Below are 13,374 nucleotides of genomic sequence, written 5' to 3'. Positions count from 1 at the left end.
GCGATGCGGATCACCATCGTGGGCGGCGGGTTCTCGGGCGTGGCGCTGGCCGCCGCCCTGCAGCGCGTGGCGCCGACCGGCGCGCACATCCACGTGGTGGGCGTGGACCGCGGCTATGGCGGCGGCGTGGCCTACGGCGAGGCACGGCCGGAGCACGTGCTCAACGTGCGCGCGCGCGACATGGGCCTGTCGCCGGACCAGCCCGAGGACTTCGCCGACTGGTTCAACCTGTCCGATCGCGGCCGCAGCGCGTTCCTGCCGCGCCAGCTCTACGGCGATTACCTGCGCGACCGCCTGCACGGGCTGCTCGACGGGGCGGGCGCCCAGGTGCATGCGGTGCGCCGGGAGGTCGTGGCGATCGAGCGGCTCGACCGCGGCTTCGCCGTGCGCCTGGAGGACGGCGCGGCGATCATCAGCGACCAGGTGGTGCTGGCGGTGGGCGCCCTGCCGCCGCCGCCGCTGGCGGGCGTGGGTCCGCGCCTCGCGATCCATCCCGCCTACATCGGCTGGCCGTGGCAGGAGCACGCCATCGAGCGCATCGATCCGGATGCGCGGGTGCTGGTGGTGGGCACCGGCCTGACGATGGCCGACGTGCTGGCCACCCTGCGCCAGCGCGGACATCGCGGCGCGATCGACGCGCTCTCGCGCCACGGCCTGCTGCCGGCCGAACATACCGGGCAGCCGCTGGCGCCGGTGGAGCTGCCGCCGGCGATCCTGCAGGCGCTGGCCGAACACGACCTGCGCGAACTGCTGCGCCGCATCCGCGCCCTGTCGAAACTGGTGGACTGGCGCGCCCTGGTCGATGCGCTGCGGCCGCATACCCAGGCGTTCTGGCAGGGCCTGCCGGCGCCGCAGCGAGGCCAGTTCCTGCGCCACCTGCGCGCGTGGTGGGAGGTATCGCGGCACCGCATCGCGCCGCCCGTGGCCGCGCACCTGCATGCGCTGCGCGCCAGCGGCCAGTTGCGCGTGATCGCCGGGCGACTGGTGAGGGCAGGGCGCGCCGAGGACTGCGTGTCGGTGCTGATCCGGCCGCGCGGCGCCAGCGACGTGCGCCATGAACGCTACGACGTGCTGCTGCGCGCCACCGGCCTGAACACCGACGTCGCCCGCACCACGCATCCGCTGCTCGCGCAGCTGCGCGAGTCGGGCATGCTGCGCGCCGACGCCGACGAGCTGGGCCTGGACACCAGCGACGCATTCGAGGTGGTGGACGCGCGCGGCCGGGTGGTGCCTGGCCTGTACTGCCTCGGGCCGCTGCTGCGCGGGCGCTACTGGGAGATCACCGCGGTGCCCGAACTGCGCCTGGCCGCGCAGCGCCTGGCAGGCGTACTGGTGGCGCGGCATGCGCAGGATGCCGGCATTGCATCGGCGGCCCTGCTTCAGTCCGCGCCGGCCCGCCAGTCCCAGCGCAGCCCCAGCGTCAGCCCGCGGCCGGCACCCGGCTCGTAATAGCGGCCGTTGCCTTCGTTGACGATCACCGAGCCGACGTGGGCGCGATCGAACAGGTTGTCGACGCGGGCGAAGCCGCGCATCCGCCCGTGCGCGGTGTTCCAGGCCCGCGCGGCCTCCAGGTGCGCCAGCACATGGCCCGGTGCCCGGCGCGCGCCCGTGTCGCTCACCGCCACGGCCGAGCTGCCGCTGGCCTCGACCGCGAAGGTCCACTCGCGCGGCTGCCACTGCAGCCGCAGGTGGCCCTGCTGGCGCGCGGTCCCGGGGATCGCGCTGCCCGCGGCCACCAGCACCGACGGATCGGTGCAGCCGGCGCCGGTGCAGACCGGGAACGCGTCGCGGAACCGCGCATCGAGCCAGGTCCAGGCCAGGCGCAGCGACCACGCTTCGGCCAGCGGAAGCGTCGCGGCCAGCTCGGCGCCGTCGCGGCGCGAGCGCCCGACGTTGCGATAGCTGCTGCGGCCGCCGACGTTGCGCGCCACCGCGAGCTCGTCCTCGCTGTCGACGCGGAACAGGGCCGCGTCGACGCGCAGGCCCGAACCGTTGCGCCACTTGGTGCCCAGCTCCAGGTTGCGGCTCGTGACCGGCGCCAGGTCGAAGGCCAGGCCGGCGCCGCCGTCGGCGCGGTAGCCGAGTTCGTTGAAGGTCGGGGTTTCGAAACCGCGGCCCGCGGAGGCGTAGACGCGCCAGTCCGGCGTGGCCGCGAACGACAGGCCCAGCACCGGCGTGGTGCGCGCATAGTCCACGCGTCCGCTGTCGTCGGGATTGGCGGCGGTGACGTAGGCATCGCGCGACACGAAGCGCAGCTGGCTGCGGCGCGCGCCTGCGAGCAGCGACCAGCGCTCGGCCAGCTGCCACCAGGCCTGCGCGTACAGGTCGCGGTTGTCGACGCGGTTGTGCTCGTCGCGGCGCAGGGCCCCGCGCACGCCCAGCGTGGAGCCGTCGAAGTTCTCGTAGCCGCGCCGGTGCTGGCGCTGCCGGTCGGCGTTGCCGCCGGCGGTGAATTCCACCGTGCGACCTGCCAGCGAGCCGGCCCAGCGCCAGCGCAGGTCGAGCCCGCCGTAATCGTTGTCCAGGTCGATCACGCCGCCGGAACTGAGCGGGTTGGCCTGCGCGCCCACGGGCACCGACAGGAACTGCTCGATCGCGCGCCGGCCGCCGTAGAGCATCGCCTCGACCGCGTGCCCACCGGAGAGCGGCTGCTCCCAGCGCAGGCCGAGCTGGTCCTGGCGCGCGGACTTGCGGGTGTCGTACTGGTAGGCCACCGACGTGGCCTGGCGCGGATCGGCCTGCACCTGTTCCCAGTCCAGCCCCAACGGGTCGAGCGCGTCGGGCGCGTCGAAATGGTTGCCCACCAGCTGCAGGCGGCCGTCGCCGGGCAGGTCGGCGTGCAGCTTGAGGTTGAGCCAGCTGCGCCGCGCCGCGCTGTGCTCGCGCCAGCCGTCGGTGTCGAAGTGGCCCGCCGCCAGCGCATAGCCGAGCGTGTCGCCGGCGCCGCGCAGGCTGGCCGACAGCACGCGCGTCGCGTCGCGGCCGGCGCTGGCCTGCAGGTGGCCGCGCGCCGGCGCTTCGCCTTCCGCGCTGAACACCTGCACCACGCCGCCGGAGGAGTTGCCGTGCAGCGCCGAGAACGGCCCACGCAGTACCTCGATGCGCTCGGCCCCGGCCATGACCACGTGCGAGACCTGGCCCTGGCCGTCGGGCATCGTCGCCGGGATGCCGTCGACGTACAGGCGCAGGCCGCGCACGCCGAAGGTGGAGCGCGCGCCGAAGCCCCGGATCGACAGCTGCGTGTCCTGGGCGAAGTTCTGCCGTTCGCGCACCGCGAGGCCGGGCAGGCCCGACAGCGCTTCCGACACCGAGATGCCCGGCCGCGCTTCGCTGCCGTCGAGCACGATGCGGTCGAACGAGGCCGGCACGTCGAACGGCGCGACATGCTGCAGCCGGGTGGCGCTGACTTCGATGCGGTCCAGGGTGACCGGGTCGGGCTCCTGGGCGGCCGATGCGAGCGCGGCAGGCAGGATGAGGCCCAGCACCGCGCCCTGTGCGTACAGGCGGGCGTACGGGAAGTCGGAAGCGTCGGGCATCGGAAACCGGGGAGGGCGGGGCGCGTTGATGCAGTCTCGAGGGCGCGGCCTGAATGGGCCGTCGCGACCCGGTCATCGTAGCGGCGACCGCGGCCCGCACACGCACGCGGCATGCCGGACCCTTCACCGCCCATCGGTCGGCGACGCAGCCGCAGCGGACAGTGGGCGACGGGGGGTCTTCCGCCCTGGCGCAGGTGCGGCAGGGTCAGCTGACCGCCGCCACCGCCTGCGCCACGTAGTCCAGGTTCTTCGCGCTCAGCGCGGCCACGCAGATGCGGCCGGTGCCGACGGCGTAGATGCCGAACTCCTCGCGCAGGCGCTCGACCTGCGCCCTGGACAGGCCCGAGTACGAGAACATGCCGGCCTGGCGCTGGATGAAGTCGTACTGCGGCGCGCCGTGCGCGGCCAGGCGCTCGACCAGCCCGGCGCGCAGCGCATGGATGCGCGTGCGCATGCGGCCCAGTTCGTCTTCCCACTGCGCGCGCAGCCCGGGATCGTTGAGGACGCCCGCCACCAGCGCGGCGCCATGCGTGGACGGGCTGGAATAGTTGGCGCGCACCAGGCGCTTGATCTGCGACTGCACGCGCTTGCTCTCGTCGGCAGTGTCGCTGACCACGGTCAGCGCGCCCACGCGCTCGCCGTACAGCGAGAACGACTTGGAGTACGAGCTGGCGACGACGAAGTTGCGGATCGGCGAAGCGGCCAGCAGGCGGATCGCCAGCGCGTCCTCGGCGATGCCCTGGTCGAAGCCCTGGTAGGCCATGTCGATGAACGGGAACAGGTTGCGCTCGTGCAGCAGCGCGATCACCCGCTCCCACTGCGCCGGGGTGAGGTCGGCGCCGGTGGGGTTGTGGCAGCAGGCGTGCAGCAGCACCACGGTGCCGGCCTCGAGGCGGCGCAGGTCGGCGAGCATGCCGTCGAAATCCAGCCCGTGCGCGGCCGCGTCGAAATAGGTGTAGTCCACGACCTCGAAGCCGACCGCACCGAACACCGCGCGGTGGTTCTCCCAGCTCGGATCGCTGATGGCGATGCGCGCGGAGGGCAGGGTCTTCTTCAGCAGCTCCGCGCCCACGCGCAGCGCGCCGCTGCCGCCGATGGTCTGTGTGGTCGCCGCGCGTCCTTCGGCCACCAGCGCCGAGTCCGCGCCGAACAGCAGGTCGCGGGTGGCGCGGGTGTAGTCGGGCATGCCGTCGATGGGCAGGTAGCCGCGCGGCTTGCTGGCTTCGGCCAGCTGGCGCTCGACCTGCTGCACCGCGCCCAGTACCGGGATGCGGCCGTCCTCGTCGTAATAGATGCCCACGCCCAGGTTGACCCGGGTGGCGCGGGTGTCGGCGTTGTAGGCTTCGGTCAGGCCCAGGATCGGATCACCGGGGACCAGTTCAACATTCGCGAAAAAGGACACGGCAGCAGTCGTCGCAGAAGGGAGGGAGGGCGCCGGCACGCGGCGAAAAACCGCACGATTCTAGCAGTTGCGCGCGCTGCGGCCCGGGTCGTTGCGGACGGAACGGTTGCCGCGGCGCAGGCACGGCTGCCTGTCGCGAGGGACCCGTCGCCAGTCCGGCCGCGCACACGGCGCGGCGGGCCGCGCGTGCCTGCTTTCGTTGATGCGGGCGCCGCGCAAGCGCCCGGCGCTCAGACGTCCCCGTCGCTCGCCCAGCCCTCGCCGCTGCCGCGGTGCAGGACCGCATCGTCCGCCAGCACCTCGCCGGCCGGGACCGACGGCTGCTCGGCCAGGCGCGAGTAGATCGGGGTGAAGTCCGGTCGCGTGGCCTCGATCAGCTGCTCGAAGCTGTCGATCACGAAGTAGGTCTTCTGGTAGGTGTCGATGCGGTAGCGCGTGCGCATGATCCGCTCCAGGTCGAAGCCGATGCGGTTGGGCGCATCGCTCTCGAGCGCGTGGATCGACTCGCCCTTCGACGAGACGATGCCGCTGCCGTAGATGCGCAGGCCGCCGGATTCGCGGATCAGCCCGAACTCCACCGTGTACCAGTACAGCCGCGTGAGGTTCTGCAGCGCATCGGGGCCGATGGCGTGCGCCTTGACCCCGCCGCGGCCGTAGGCCTGCATGTAGTCGGCGAAGCGCGGATCCATCAGCAGCGGCACGTGCCCGAACAGGTCGTGGAACAGGTCGGGTTCTTCGATGTAGTCGATCTGTCCCGGCTTGCGGATCCACCAGGTGACCGGGAAGCGTCGGTTCGCGAGGTGGTCGAAGAAATCCAGCTCCGGCAGCAGGCCCTCCACGCCGATCAGCTGCCAGCCGGTGGCCTCGCCCAGCACGCGGTTGAGCTCGGCGTACTTCGGAATCGCGTGCGGACTCATGCCCATCGCATCCTGTGCGCGCAGGAAGGCGTCGCTGGCGCGGCCGGGCAGGATCTCCCGCTGCCGCGCGAACAGCGTGGCCCAGGTGGCATGGTCCTCCGCGCTGTAGTCGTCCCAGGGCTGCTCGACGATGCCGGTGGCATAGACGGGCACCTTGCCCTTGTCGGTGTGCAGGTTCTCGACGCGGCGCGGCTGTGCGGACATGGCGGGTCTCCGGCGCTGGGTCCCGCGCGGGCGGGACGGGGAGGGCGGTGGCCTCCGCAGGGTATCGCGGCACGTGCGCAACAGGCTTGCGAAGTTGCGCGTCCCACCGTGACCGACGCAAGATACTTGCAGAAATCCTGGAAACGGAGCATGAAATGGCCGCGGCAGCGCTTGATCGCACCGACCTGATGCTGCTGGCCGAGCTGCAGCGCGCCGGCCGCCAGACCAATGCCGAACTGGCTGAACGCGTGCACCTGTCCGCCTCGGCCTGCCTGCGCCGCGTGCAGCGGCTGGAGCGCGAAGGCGTGATCGCCGGGTACCGCGCCGAACTCGACGGCGAGAGCCTCGGCATCGGCTTCCAGGCCTTCGTGCGCGTGCACCTGGCCCGGCATGACGCAGCGTCGATCGCCGTGTTCGGTGACCACGTCAACGAATGGCCGGAAGTGATCGCCTGCCATGCCCTGACCGGCGACATGGACTACCTGCTTCACGTCGCGGTGGCGAGCCTGGAGCACTTCTCGCGCTTCCTGCTCGACAAGCTGCTGGCGCAGGCCGGCGTGGCCGACGTCAATTCGAGTTTCGTGCTGCGCACGGTCAAGGCCTATCGCGGGCTGCCGCTGCCGTCGCCGGGCTGAGGTCCAGCGGGCTGAGTACGCCGCGGCCGCCGCGGTTGAGCACATGCGTATAGATCTGGGTGGTGGCGACGTCCTTGTGCCCGAGCAGCTCCTGGATCGTGCGGATGTCGTATCCGGCTTCGAGCAGGTGGGTGGCGAACGAGTGCCGCAGCGTGTGCGCCGACACCGGCTTGTCGATCCCCGCGCGCAGCCGCGCCCGCCGGATCGCGCGCGAGAGACTGGCATCGTCCAGATGGTGCCGACGGACGCACCCGTCCTGCGGATCGACCGAGCGTCGCAGCGCGGGAAATACGTACTGCCAGGCGAACTCCCGGCCCGCCCCCATGTACTTGCGCGCAAGCGCGTGCGGCAACCAGACCTCGCCGAAGCCGGCATGGAGATCATCCCGATGCAGGATCCGCGCCCGCTCGATCTCCTCCTGCAGCGGAGCCGCCAGCGAGGCCGGCAGCAGCGTGCGCCGGTCGCGCCCGCCCTTGCCATCGCGGACCGTGATCTCGTTGCGGGCGAAGTCCACGTCCTTGACCCGCAGCCGCAGCCCCTCCATCAGGCGCAGGCCGGTGCCGTACAGCAGGCGCGCGACCAGCCCGTTGCGCCCATCCATGCAGGCGAGCAGCGACGCCACCTCGGCCTGTGACAGCACCACCGGCAGCCGTGCGGGCCGCTTGGCGCGGATCACGTCCTCCATCCACGGCAGCCGCACCTCCAGCACGTCCCGGTACAGGAACAGCAGCGCCGACAGCGCCTGGTTCTGGGTACTCGCCGCCACCTTGCCTTCCACAGCGAGCACGCTGAGAAAATGCTCGACCTCGCGGCCGCCCAGGTTCCTGGGATGGCGCCGCCCGTTGGCCAGAATGAACCGGCGGATCCATCCCAGGTAGGCGCGCTCCGTACGCAGACTGTAATGATGCAACCGCATCCTGCGGCGAACCTCGTCGAACAGCCGCGGGGCACGCGATTCCTTCGCGTCCATGTTTATCAGACGGTTCCGTGTCGATAAAAAATACTCCCCCACTTCGGGGGGCGCTTTATCCAAGAATGCAGCAGGGGATAGCGCACGCACACCGGGCAAGTCCTTGGCCCGGGGTAGGATTTCACCGAATTGACCGCGGATGCCCGAGGCTGAATACTCGGCGCTACACCCCGTTTATGGGGACTACTAGGTGTTAGGGCGCTCGCTGAGGCATCCCATGATCGGTATGTGGTCGCAGCAGCTCCATCCTCCTAGCGCAAGCCTGCCGCTCCAGATCGGCGCGCAGCAACTTCGCCCCCGACCGTTCCAGGCGCAAGCCGCTGGCTGGCGGTTCTCGACGGGGCAGCCGATTGCCGAGTTGCCTCTGGGCAAGCCCTGTGTGGCCATCGGTTGGCGTACAGTTCCCGCAACGGGGTCCGGCAGTTCTGTCGCCGGCGCCCTAACTATTCGTTCAAGCCGAACTTGTCCCGCTGCGCGGGCCAAGTCGGCTTAACTCAAGTGTTAGGCCGCACAGGGGGAGGGCTTATGTACATCCGAGTCATCGCAGCCATATTGCTCGTCGGTGCTGTACCGTCAGCGCACGCAGACATTTTTACACCATCGCATTCCTGCTCGAAGCCATACAAGCCCTACGAGTTCACCTCGGATTGGGAGATACAGAACTTCAGAAATGAGGTTGAGGACTACGAACGTTGCATCAATGACTTCGTAGAGGAGCAGGAGGATGCTATCCGCAAGCACCAAGAGGCTGCCCAGGACGCTATCGATGAGTGGAACAACTATGTGCGATACGAACTTCGATAGCATGCGGCCTAACGATTCATTCAAGCCGACGCCGCTTCGCGGCGCGGCTTAACTCGGGTGTTAGGCAGCTGAGTAACCACATCGTAAATTGAGAAGGCAATGGAAGACGACTACCAACTTGTAATGTCCCCGCTTTGCCAGTCGATCACCGACAAAGGGCATACCGTCCGCGTGGAGATCTATCGCGGGCCGGACACCGACTGGACGCTTGAGGCTGTTGATGAGTTCAACAACTCCACCGTCTGGGATGACTTATTTGCAACGGATCAGGCCGCCTTAGATGAGGCGACGCGCACCATACGGGATGAGGGCATTGAGTCCCTCGTTGGTCCACCCAGCGGCGTCCAGTAATGGGTCAGCCGCCTAACAATGCGTTCAAGCCGACACCGCTTCGTTACGCAAACCATATGGCAGGTAAAGCTTGCCATATGGTTTGCTCCACTACGCGGCGCGGCTTAACTTAGGCGTTAGGTGTCATGAGCAACTCTTCCAGCATCTTGAAAGGCATCAGAACCACATGGGCGGGGCTGCACGGCGAAGGCATGCAGCTTGAGTTGTCTTGTGAGATCTCAGGTCAGGAGCATTACTTCGCTAGCTTTGTTGCTGATGACACGGATGAGACGTTGTTCTTTGAGCTCGCTGTATCAGGGCATCGGGTTCGGATTCCCGTGTCGCAACTGGAGTCTCTCATTGTCGCTGCCAAGACTGACGTTCACTCAGAGTCTTGGTACGACAAGCAGCCGGTGGTCGGCAATGACACCTAACAATTCATTCAAGCCGACGCCGCTTCGCGGCGCGGCTTAACTCAGGCGTTAGGCATGCAACAAGCGCTGTCGCAGATTGAGAGCATTAGAAGCGCCCTTGTCGGCAGCTTCTATTCGCGCTTTGCGGTTGGAGATGGCTTCGATCTCTACTTTGACGGGTTCGTGCTCTCCGCTCGAGAGATCACCTCCCCTGACGAGACAAGCATCAACTCCACATTCGTAGACGCCTACCCACCTGCACAGTCCACCGCCAATTCCGGGTGCATCGCAAAAAGTGCGGTCATAGCCGCGTGTCTTAGCGCCCCAGTCTCGGCCGTTGAGCTTCTCGCGGACTCATCGCTGCTGCTCACGTTCAGCAACAATGTCGCAGTTCGCCTGCTTACGGACACCCCCATAGTCGACTGGCACTGGGCCATCACCGAGACCGGCGGAGATCCGTACACAGGATGTTTTGTTACGTGTGTTGCACCCGGCGACATCCAGGGCAGCATGCCTAACAATTCATTCAAGCCGAAGCCGCTTCGCGGCTCGGCTTAATTCACGCGTTAGGCCCCACAAGATGAGATCTGGGACACTTCGAGAAAAGCTCTCCAGCGCCCTGTTAGCCACGGGCATATCGGCCCTTCTGACCTTGGTGGTCAGTCCGCTTCTTTTCGTCGGCTCAGCCGCGCGTAGCGCAAATGTCCACAATCTGCCGCTAGTGTCGGTTGAGAACGCGTATGCGGCACTGCCACTCTTCGGCGCATCGGCTGGCGTGATATTTATTAGCTTGGTGATCGCAGGAGTCCGGCGTCGTGACGCCTAACCATTCATTCAAGCCGACGCCGCGTCGCGGCGCGGCTTAACTCAAGTGTTAGGCCCTATGCAGACAAGCCGCGGTCTTTCTCGAGCAATTGCTTACTCTGACTTCATACTGTCAGCTGCGCTGGCCGCATGGGGAGTCTTCTTGGCAACATCTCCCTGGCACCCGCTTCCCGGCGACTCCCACGGCGGCCTTATGGCTGTCTTTCCCGGCCTTCTTCTCGTTCTGTTGGCCGCACTTGCCTATGGTTCCGGCAAGCTTCTACTACGCAAACATATCTTGGGTTGGGTCTTACAAGCTCTCGTGGTCGTATGCCTAGGCCTCCTTGTCGTTATGCTTTTCACCTAGCAGGTCGCGGTGTCGGGGCCTAACCATTCATTCAAGCCGATGCCGCTTCGCGGCACGGCTTAATTCAAGCGTTAGGCCCCACAAGGAAGTTCTATGCAACCACAACAATGCTCTTGCGGTTCCGATAAACTTTTTCGCAGCCCTCCAATAAGATCGTTCTTGGGCTCCGAGGCTGGCGATCTACTGCCTGGCTTGAGCAAGTTTGCGGGTTCTGCGCGATTCACTTGGGTCGTCTGCAAAGACTGCGGGCTTGGTCAGTTCTATGCGACGACAGAGACACTTGAACGTATTGGTCCGAACAGCGGGTGGCACCGGTTGATATGAGGTGCATCGGTGTGGGGCCTAACAATTCATTCAAGCCGACGCCGCTTCGCGGCGCGGCTTAATTCAGGCGTTAGCCCGCATGAAATACGACGACGCATCTTGGCACTACGGCGGAGAGTTTCCAGCAGACCTCACAGGTGAGGCTGGTGCCACGCATACTGGCATGTACGTCGCATGGGCACTTTTGTCCGGCCTCTCGGGGGACATACACATCACGGACTTCCCTGAGGACATTCCAAAGCTAAAAGATCGTGCTGTAACGCCTGGAGCCTTCTTCCTCTCTGCCTGCGATGGCAAGTTCACGGACGAGGACTTGTCTGACGAGGGAAATGCTTTTACTGCACACTACTTCAACTTCGACAGTGGTCAGTACTTGGCAGACTACGAGCGCACCCTTGGTCAAGGGCTTCCTGACGGCCCAAACAGCCTGTACTACGTTACCGACAGTTGGGAGAACTTCGACAAGCTCAAACCCGTGCTGGACAGGCGGCTCTCGGAGTGGCGCGCAAATGCGGGCTAACAATTCATTTAAGCCGACGCCGCTTCGCGGCGCGGCTTAATTCAGGCGTTAGGCCGCTTGGAGAGAGGAATGACTGGCCAAAGAACAAACAGTGGTGTGCAACTCCAAAAGGAGTGGCGAGTTCCAGCTAGGCAGGTTCGCTATCACAAGGATGGAGTCTGGTTCATGCCGCTTGATCAATTTCCGGGCGCTCTATGTGACCCCAATGGTTACGTGCTCTTCGCATCCCAAAAAGAGTACGAGTCTTCTCGCCATCTAAGCATCGGCAACCGTGTCAATGTAAGGTCTGGTGTTTCATGCGTTCCGGGGTATGTCCGTGTTCGCTAGCCGCTGGCCTAACAATTCATTCAAGCCGACGCCGCTTCGCGGCGCGGCTTAATTCAGGTGTTAGCTTTGCTTGGAGAGGTCGATGCGGTTTTCAGAGAAGTACGGCTACCGAAGCGCACGGTCTTCGATCCAGGTCGAGTCGATGGACGAAGCACTGCGGAACTCGCTCTGGAACTCCATCCAAAGCATCATCTGGGACTCACACGAGGCCTATCGAGGCCAGTCATACACCTCTGCGTCCAACCTTTACGAGTTGATTCGATCGTGCTGGCGTGAGTTCTTCAAGATCCCAGTGGATCAGGTACCCATGTATACCCGGGAGGCGATCCAAGCCGTCCGAGGCTTCTTCTTTGAAGCCGAATGGTTTGAGGTTTACGACTTCGTTGAGTTTCTCTGCAGCAAACTCGGTAAGAGTCGCCCTGCCTTCATTGCCTCCTGCAATGAGGTGCTTGAGCGGGAAATGGCCGGCTATCGACTCGCGGACTGCACCATCACGCCGATTACGTCCGCTACAGAGCTGGAAGCGATTGACCAGGCATTGAGTGACACGAGCGCCTTTAAGGGCGCACACGCGCATCTGCAGCGCGCACTGGAACTCCTTAGTGACAGGCAAAGCCCTGACTATCGTAATTCTATTAAGGAATCCATCAGCTCCGTCGAGTCTATCGCCCAGTCGCTAACCAATAACTCGTCTGCGAGCCTTGGCGAGGCACTACGCTCTATATCTCAGGTAGCTCCAATGCATCCTGCGCTCAATCGCAGCTTAAGCTCCCTTTACGGCTATACGTCAGATGCACATGGGATTCGGCACGCACTGTTAGACGAGTCGAACTTGGATTTCGTGGATGCCAAGTTCATGCTTGTCGCTTGCGCTGCATTTGTCAGCTACTTGGCGGGCAAGGCGTCGTCGCCGCAAAGCTAACAATTCGTCCAAGCCGACGCCGCTTCGCGGCGCGGCTTAACTCAGGTGTTAGGGCGCTCGCTGAGGCATCCCATGACCGGTATGTGGTCGCAGCAGCTCCACCTTCCTAGCGCAAGCCTGCCGCTCCAGATCGGCGCGCAGCAACTTCGTTCCCGACGGCTCCAGGCGCGAGCCGCTGGCTGGCGGTCTTCCACGGGGCGACCGACTGCCGAGTTGCCTCTGGGCAAGCCCTGTAGGGCGATCGGTTGGCGTACAGTTCCGGCAACGGGGTCCGGCAGTTCTGTCGCCGGCGCCCTAACTATTCGTTCAAGCCGAACTTGCCCCGCTGCGCGGGCCAAGTCGGCTTAACTCAAGTGTTAGGCGGCAGGGGAAGACTATGACGACGGGAAGGTTGCTGGTGAAGATTGCGCTTCCCAGCAGGCATCACGAGATTGATGCAGATGAAATCGGAAAGCTTGTTCTGGAGCATCAAACAGAGTTTGAGCCGTTATTTGAGCGTGCGATAGATGTTGATGACGGTAGAGTCCAGCTAGTAGATGACAGTGTGGAGATTGAGCAGGTTGAGCTAGATGATGACGGGAAATCTGGCTGCGTGAGTGTAGAGTTCATGTCCTCGTTCTATGCAGGTTGCAAAGATTTGGACTCAACAGATTGGCATCAGGAGGATCTGCCTTTCTCTATTGAAGATGGCGTACTGATCTTTGACATCCCTATCCCGGTTCACTGGCGAGTTGATAACTAAGATCATGCCGCCTAACAATTCATTCAAGCCGACGCCGCTTCGCGGCGCGGCTTAACTCAAGCGTTAGGGGGCGCAATGAAGATTCCCGCAAGCCTCAGGTTTGCATTGATCGCTCCATTCTTGGCTGCCTGCCAGCCGGATCGACAGCCGACGCAAC

The 13,374-nt window shown here is 65.3% G+C and carries 12 protein-coding genes; 8 read left to right on the top strand and 4 right to left on the bottom strand.

Annotation, left to right across the window (positions count from 1 at the left end; translation table 11 throughout):
• The first annotated feature begins 3 nt into the window (after positions 1-3).
• Positions 4-1,449: an FAD/NAD(P)-binding protein gene (locus ACFQ2D_RS04755; RefSeq protein ID WP_280943692.1), complete on the top strand. Its 1,446-nt coding sequence runs from the start codon at positions 4-6 to the stop codon at positions 1,447-1,449.
• Here the strand turns inward: ACFQ2D_RS04755 and ACFQ2D_RS04750 are convergent.
• From ACFQ2D_RS04750 to phhA, 3 genes are all read right to left on the bottom strand, one after another.
• Positions 1,380-3,536 carry a TonB-dependent receptor family protein gene (locus ACFQ2D_RS04750; RefSeq protein WP_280943693.1) on the bottom strand — a complete coding sequence of 719 codons (2,157 nt, stop codon included), beginning with the start codon at positions 3,534-3,536 and terminating at the stop codon, positions 1,380-1,382. The two genes, ACFQ2D_RS04755 and ACFQ2D_RS04750, sit on opposite strands and share 70 nt — an antisense overlap.
• 205 nt (positions 3,537-3,741) lie before the next feature.
• Positions 3,742-4,938, bottom strand: coding sequence for an amino acid aminotransferase (locus ACFQ2D_RS04745; protein ID WP_280943694.1), 1,197 nt, complete (start codon positions 4,936-4,938; stop codon positions 3,742-3,744).
• 230 nt (positions 4,939-5,168) lie between these two features.
• Entirely contained in the window at positions 5,169-6,059 is an 891-nt protein-coding gene (gene phhA, locus ACFQ2D_RS04740; RefSeq protein ID WP_280943695.1) for a phenylalanine 4-monooxygenase, read from the bottom strand.
• 155 nt (positions 6,060-6,214) lie between these two features.
• Between phhA and ACFQ2D_RS04735 the strand changes: the two genes are divergently transcribed.
• On the top strand, positions 6,215-6,694 hold the full coding sequence (locus ACFQ2D_RS04735; RefSeq protein ID WP_280943696.1) for an Lrp/AsnC family transcriptional regulator: 480 nt from the start codon (positions 6,215-6,217) through the stop codon (positions 6,692-6,694).
• Here ACFQ2D_RS04735 and ACFQ2D_RS04730 read toward each other — a convergent pair.
• Positions 6,654-7,664: an integron integrase gene (locus tag ACFQ2D_RS04730; RefSeq protein WP_280943697.1), complete on the bottom strand. Its 1,011-nt coding sequence runs from the start codon at positions 7,662-7,664 to the stop codon at positions 6,654-6,656. The genes ACFQ2D_RS04735 and ACFQ2D_RS04730 overlap by 41 nt on opposite strands.
• A gap of 903 nt (positions 7,665-8,567) precedes the next feature.
• Here ACFQ2D_RS04730 and ACFQ2D_RS04725 point away from each other — a divergent pair.
• The 6 genes from ACFQ2D_RS04725 (at position 8,568) to ACFQ2D_RS04700 (ending at position 13,217) form a co-directional block, all read left to right on the top strand.
• On the top strand, positions 8,568-8,819 hold the full coding sequence (locus ACFQ2D_RS04725; RefSeq protein WP_280943698.1) for a hypothetical protein: 252 nt from the start codon (positions 8,568-8,570) through the stop codon (positions 8,817-8,819).
• 125 nt (positions 8,820-8,944) lie between these two features.
• Positions 8,945-9,232, top strand: a complete 288-nt coding sequence (locus ACFQ2D_RS04720) for a hypothetical protein (RefSeq protein ID WP_280943699.1) — start codon at positions 8,945-8,947, stop codon at positions 9,230-9,232.
• A 54-nt stretch (positions 9,233-9,286) separates the two neighbouring features.
• Entirely contained in the window at positions 9,287-9,769 is a 483-nt protein-coding gene (locus ACFQ2D_RS04715; RefSeq protein WP_280943700.1) for a hypothetical protein, read from the top strand.
• 1,016 nt (positions 9,770-10,785) lie between these two features.
• On the top strand, positions 10,786-11,226 hold the full coding sequence (locus tag ACFQ2D_RS04710; RefSeq protein ID WP_280943701.1) for a DUF7832 domain-containing protein: 441 nt from the start codon (positions 10,786-10,788) through the stop codon (positions 11,224-11,226).
• 409 nt (positions 11,227-11,635) lie between these two features.
• A complete protein-coding gene (locus tag ACFQ2D_RS04705) occupies positions 11,636-12,475 on the top strand; it encodes an AbiJ-NTD4 domain-containing protein (RefSeq protein ID WP_280943702.1) in 840 nt (279 codons plus the stop codon).
• A gap of 397 nt (positions 12,476-12,872) precedes the next feature.
• The gene (locus ACFQ2D_RS04700) at positions 12,873-13,217 is read left to right on the top strand and encodes a hypothetical protein (RefSeq protein ID WP_386795553.1); all 345 of its coding nucleotides are present in this window, start codon (positions 12,873-12,875) and stop codon (positions 13,215-13,217) included.
• Positions 13,218-13,374 lie beyond the last annotated feature (157 nt).

The sequence above is a fragment of the Luteimonas composti genome, from assembly GCF_042678665.1.
GTDB lineage: Bacteria > Pseudomonadota > Gammaproteobacteria > Xanthomonadales > Xanthomonadaceae > Luteimonas > Luteimonas composti.
The sequence above is the reverse complement of the archived record's forward strand: the minus strand, read 5'-3'. Positions and strand labels throughout refer to the sequence as shown.